Raw genomic sequence first — 4,731 nt, 5'->3', positions numbered from 1 at the left:
CATTGCGTAACCAATAGGTGCCGATCAACAAGAAATATCCGCTTAAGATGCTGCTCGAGTCGTGCCAGCGCTACATGTCCGCCCTTGGCGAGAAGCGTGTGCTGACCATCGAGTACACCTTGCTCAAGGACATCAACGATAAAGTTGAGCATGCGGTGGAAATGATCGAGTTGCTGAAGAACATTCCGTGCAAGATCAACCTGATCCCGTTCAACCCGTTCCCGCATTCCGGGTACGAGCGGCCTAGCAACAACGCTATCCGCCGGTTCCAGGATCAGCTGCATCAGGCCGGTTTCAACGTCACCGTGCGCACCACCCGTGGTGAAGACATCGACGCCGCTTGTGGTCAATTGGTAGGGCAGGTGCTGGATCGCACCCGCCGCAGCGAACGTTACATCGCCGTGCGTGAGTTGAACGCCGACGGCGATCTGGCACAGAACGCTGCGAACACTAACTAAGAGAGGATCTCTATGTCCCTGCGCTTTGCGCTGCTGTTGCTGCTGGCCAGCCTATGTGCTGGTTGTGTTCTGTCGGGTGACTACAACCCGATGAAGACCAGCAAGGGCCGCGACGAGGCGCGCGCTGCCTATGTGCAGTTGGGGCTGGGATACTTGCAGCAAGGCATGACCGAGCGGGCCAAGGTGCCGCTGAAGAAGGCGCTGGATCTGGACGACTCGGATCCTGACGCCAATGCTGCCCTCGGGCTGGTGTTTCAGGCCGAAATGGAGCCGAAACTGGCTGGCGAGCACTTTCGCAAGGCCTTGTCCGGTCGCCCCTCCGATGCGCGCATCCTCAACAACTACGGCAGTTTTCTCTACGAAGAACAGCGTTACAAGGAAGCCTACGAGCGTTTTGAACAGGCCGCCGCCGATACCCTGTATCCTGAGCGTTCGCGTGTGTTCGAAAACCTCGGCATGACCGCATCGAAGCTGGGGCAGCGCGATCTGGCGCAGCAGCAACTGGAAAAAGCCCTGCGACTGAACCGTCAACAACCGCGCGCGCTGCTCGAAATGGCTGAGTTGTCATTCGAAGACAGGCATTATGTGCCCGCACGTGACTATTACGAGCGTTTCAGCCTGCTTACCGAACAAAATGCACGTAGTCTATTGCTCGGTGTTCGGCTGGCAAAAGTGTTTGAAAATCGCGACAAGGCCGCCAGTTATGGCCTGCAATTAAAACGACTCTATCCCGGTACGCCGGAATATCAGCAATACCTGTCGGAGCAATGATGAAAGCGGCGCATCCCGAAGTTGTAGCAGCGAATCGCGTTAACCCCGGTGAGACCCTGCGCCAGGCACGCGAAAGCAATGGCTGGTCGCTGGCCGAAGTGGCCCTCAAGCTCAACCTCACCGTGACTTCCCTGAGTAATCTTGAAGCCGGCGCTTTCGACAAGCTGCCGGGGCATACCTTCGCTCGCGGTTATATTCGCGCCTATGCCAAGTTGCTCGGCATGGACCAGACCGTTCTGGTTCAACAGTTCGACCAGTCCACCGGAACCGATTCCCAGGGCAGCAATGTCCATGCGCTCGGTCGTATCGAAGAGCCGGTGCGTGTTTCTCACACCATTTTGCGTATCGTCAGCCTGCTGTTGCTGATCGCGGTCATCGGCGGTGGTTTCGTCTGGTGGCAGGATCAGACTTCGCAGCGCACCAAAGACTTGACCAGCCTGGCTCCGGAGCACGTCGAAGTCGAAGGCGCCGATGGCACCACGCAGATTCACCCGATCGATGAGCCGGAAGATCAGGCCGTCGCCGAAAATCAGGCCGAGGGCGCAACCACTCTGGCGCTGCCGCAATCGGAAACTACCGCTGAATCGACCGGCGCCGAGCCTGCCGCTCCGGCAACCACTCCAGCGGCACCGGCCGCTCCCGTTGCAACGCCAACTGCACCGGTTCATACGCCCGCGCCAGTGGTCGCCACCCCGGCAAACCCGGCTGCGAACGTACCGGCCACTCCAGCGCCGACCGTCACCGCACCGGTTGTTCCTGCGACGCCTGCACCAATCGCAGAAGCGACCGCACCGCTCGCCGGAGAAGGTCAGGTGCAACTGCAGTTCACCGCCGATTGCTGGGCACAGGTTACCGATGGCCGCGGCAAAGTACTGTTCAGTGGTCTGAAGCACAAAGGCGATAACGTTTCCGTTAGCGGTAAACCACCGCTTGCCGTGCGTCTGGGCGTGGCCCGCGCGGCACAGGTCAGCTACAACGGCCAGCCGGTCGATATCGCTCCGTTCACCAGTGGCGAGACTGCTCGCCTGAAGTTGGGTCAATAAGTCATGCACGGCGAATCTCCAATCAAACGTCGCGAATCGCGCAAGATCTGGGTCGGCAACGTACCGGTGGGCGGCGATGCGCCTATCGCTGTGCAGAGCATGACCAACAGCGACACCAATGATGTTGCCGCCACCGTGGCGCAGATCAACCGTCTGGAAGCCGCCGGCGTCGACATCGTCCGCGTTTCGGTGCCGGACATGGACGCCGCCGAGGCGTTCGGCAGAATCAAGCAACTGGTCAAGGTGCCGTTGGTTGCCGACATCCACTTCGACTACAAGATCGCCTTGCGCGTAGCCGAACTGGGTGTTGACTGCCTGCGCATCAATCCGGGCAACATCGGCCGTGAAGACCGCGTGCGTGCCGTGGTTGATGCTGCCCGTGATCGCGGGATCCCGATCCGCATCGGCGTCAACGCCGGTTCCCTGGAAAAAGACCTGCAAAAGAAATACGGCGAGCCGACCCCGGCTGCGCTGGTTGAATCAGCCCTGCGTCATGTCGAGCACCTCGAACGCCTGAATTTCCAGGACTTCAAGGTCAGCGTGAAGGCATCCGACGTGTTCATGGCCGTCGAAGCCTACCGTCTGCTGGCGAAAGAAATCGTTCAGCCACTGCACCTGGGCATCACCGAAGCCGGTGGATTGCGTTCGGGCACAGTGAAATCCGCCGTGGGCCTAGGTATGCTGCTCGCCGAGGGGATTGGCGATACTATCCGCATCTCGCTGGCGGCCGACCCGGTCGAAGAAGTGAAAGTCGGTTACGACATCCTCAAGTCTTTGCATTTGCGTTCCCGTGGCATCAACTTCATCGCCTGCCCGAGCTGCTCGCGGCAGAACTTCGATGTGGTAAGACCATGAACGAGCTGGAAGGGCGCCTTGAAGACCTGCTGGTGCCGCTGGATGTCGCGGTGATCGGTTGTGTGGTCAACGGCCCCGGCGAAGCCAAGGAAGCCCATATCGGCTTGACCGGCGGTACGCCAAACCTGATTTACATCGATGGCAAGCCGTCGCAGAAACTGACGAATGACAATCTGGTGGACGAGCTGGAAAGGCTGATCCGCCAGAAAGCGGCCGAGAAGGTCGAAGCTGACGCAGCGGTTATCGCGCGCGGCTGAGCCTGACTGAAAGCCGAACGAATTTAAGGATTTATAGTGAGCAAGTCATTGCAAGCCATCCGTGGCATGAACGACATCCTGCCCGAACAGACCCCGCTGTGGCGTTATTTCGAGAGCACGGTCGCGCGTCTGCTGGATAACTACGGTTACAAGCAGATCCGCATGCCGATCGTCGAGTTCACCGAGCTGTTCAAGCGCTCCATCGGTGAAGTGACCGACATCGTTGAAAAAGAGATGTACACCTTCGAAGACCGCAACGGTGACTCCCTGACCCTGCGTCCGGAAGGCACCGCGGCGTGCGTGCGTGCCGTGCTCGAGCATGGCATCACCGGCGGCGGCCAAGTGCAGAAGCTCTGGTACATCGGCCCGATGTTCCGCCACGAGCGTCCGCAGAAAGGCCGTTATCGTCAGTTCCACCAGATCGGTCTGGAGGTGTTCAACCTCGACGGTCCGGACATCGATGCCGAGCTGATCATCATGACCTGGCGCCTGTGGGGCGAGCTGGGCATTCGTGATGCGGTCAAACTCGAACTCAACAGCCTCGGCACCAGCGAGTCCCGTGGTCGTTATCGTGAAGCGCTGGTCGAGTACCTCTCTGCGCACCACGACAAGCTCGACGAAGACAGCCAGCGTCGCCTGAAAACCAACCCGCTGCGCGTGCTCGACACCAAAAATGCCGACACCCAGGCCGTGCTGGTCGATGCGCCGAAGATGGCGGATTACCTCGACGACGAATCCCGTGCCCACTTTGAAGGCCTGAAGGCCCGTCTGGATGCCGTTGGCATTCCTTACGTGCTCAACCCGAAGCTGGTTCGTGGCCTCGATTACTACAGCAAAACCGTTTTCGAATGGGTCACCGACAAGCTCGGCGCCCAGGGCACTGTTTGCGCGGGCGGCCGTTACGACGGTCTGGTCGAGCAGATGGGCGGCAAGCCGACCACCGGCGTTGGTTTCGCCATGGGCATCGAACGTCTGGTGCTGATGCTCGAAACCCTGGAGCAGATCCCGGAAGAAATCTCGCGTCAGGTCGATGTCTATCTCTGCGCCTTCGGTGAAGAAGCCGAGCTGGCGGGTCTGGCCTTGGCCGAACGTGTACGTGATCAGCTTCCAAACCTGCGTCTGCAAGTCAATGCCGGCGCCGGCAGCTTCAAAAGCCAGTTCAAGAAAGCCGACAAGAGCGGTGCGCTGTACGCACTGATCCTGGGTGACGACGAAATGGCCCAGCAAGTGGTAGGTTTCAAACCCCTGCGTGGCCAGCGCGAACAACAAAGCATTGCCTGGGATGCGCTTGCCGCTCACCTGGCCACCTGCGTCGTGCAGGGTTGAAGCTGTCTTAACAGCCGATTT

Annotated in this window: 3 protein-coding genes and 2 pseudogenes; all 5 read left to right on the top strand. The window is 59.6% G+C overall.

The features are described from left to right. Positions 1-17: 17 nt before the first annotated feature. Positions 18-458, top strand: a pseudogene (locus tag ACIOVB_RS26940) (23S rRNA (adenine(2503)-C(2))-methyltransferase RlmN); the annotation flags it as partial. 12 nt (positions 459-470) lie between these two features. Further along, a complete protein-coding gene (gene pilW / locus ACIOVB_RS26935) occupies positions 471-1,229 on the top strand; it encodes a type IV pilus biogenesis/stability protein PilW (protein ID WP_401272207.1) in 759 nt (252 codons plus the stop codon). Next, positions 1,229-2,272 carry a RodZ domain-containing protein gene (locus tag ACIOVB_RS26930; protein ID WP_401272206.1) on the top strand — a complete coding sequence of 348 codons (1,044 nt, stop codon included), beginning with the start codon at positions 1,229-1,231 and terminating at the stop codon, positions 2,270-2,272. The genes pilW and ACIOVB_RS26930 overlap by 1 nt, the downstream gene beginning before the upstream one ends. 3 nt (positions 2,273-2,275) lie before the next feature. Then, positions 2,276-3,384: pseudogene (ispG, locus tag ACIOVB_RS26925) on the top strand (flavodoxin-dependent (E)-4-hydroxy-3-methylbut-2-enyl-diphosphate synthase). A gap of 36 nt (positions 3,385-3,420) precedes the next feature. Further along, complete coding sequence (hisS, locus tag ACIOVB_RS26920) at positions 3,421-4,710, top strand: histidine--tRNA ligase (RefSeq protein WP_401272205.1); 1,290 nt, start codon at positions 3,421-3,423, stop codon at positions 4,708-4,710. The last annotated feature ends 21 nt before the right edge of the window (positions 4,711-4,731 follow it).

Origin of the sequence: Pseudomonas sp. NPDC087639 (assembly GCF_044743385.1) — a bacterium.
Classification (GTDB): Bacteria; Pseudomonadota; Gammaproteobacteria; order Pseudomonadales; family Pseudomonadaceae; genus Aquipseudomonas.
The sequence above is the reverse complement of the archived record's forward strand: the minus strand, read 5'-3'. Positions and strand labels throughout refer to the sequence as shown.

Coding starts and splice junctions, on each gene's coding strand:
- pilW (WP_401272207.1), top strand. CDS start 471: ATGTCCCTGCGCTTTGCGCTGCTGTTGCTGCTGGCCAGCCTATGTGCT.
- ACIOVB_RS26930 (WP_401272206.1), top strand. CDS start 1,229: ATGAAAGCGGCGCATCCCGAAGTTGTAGCAGCGAATCGCGTTAACCCC.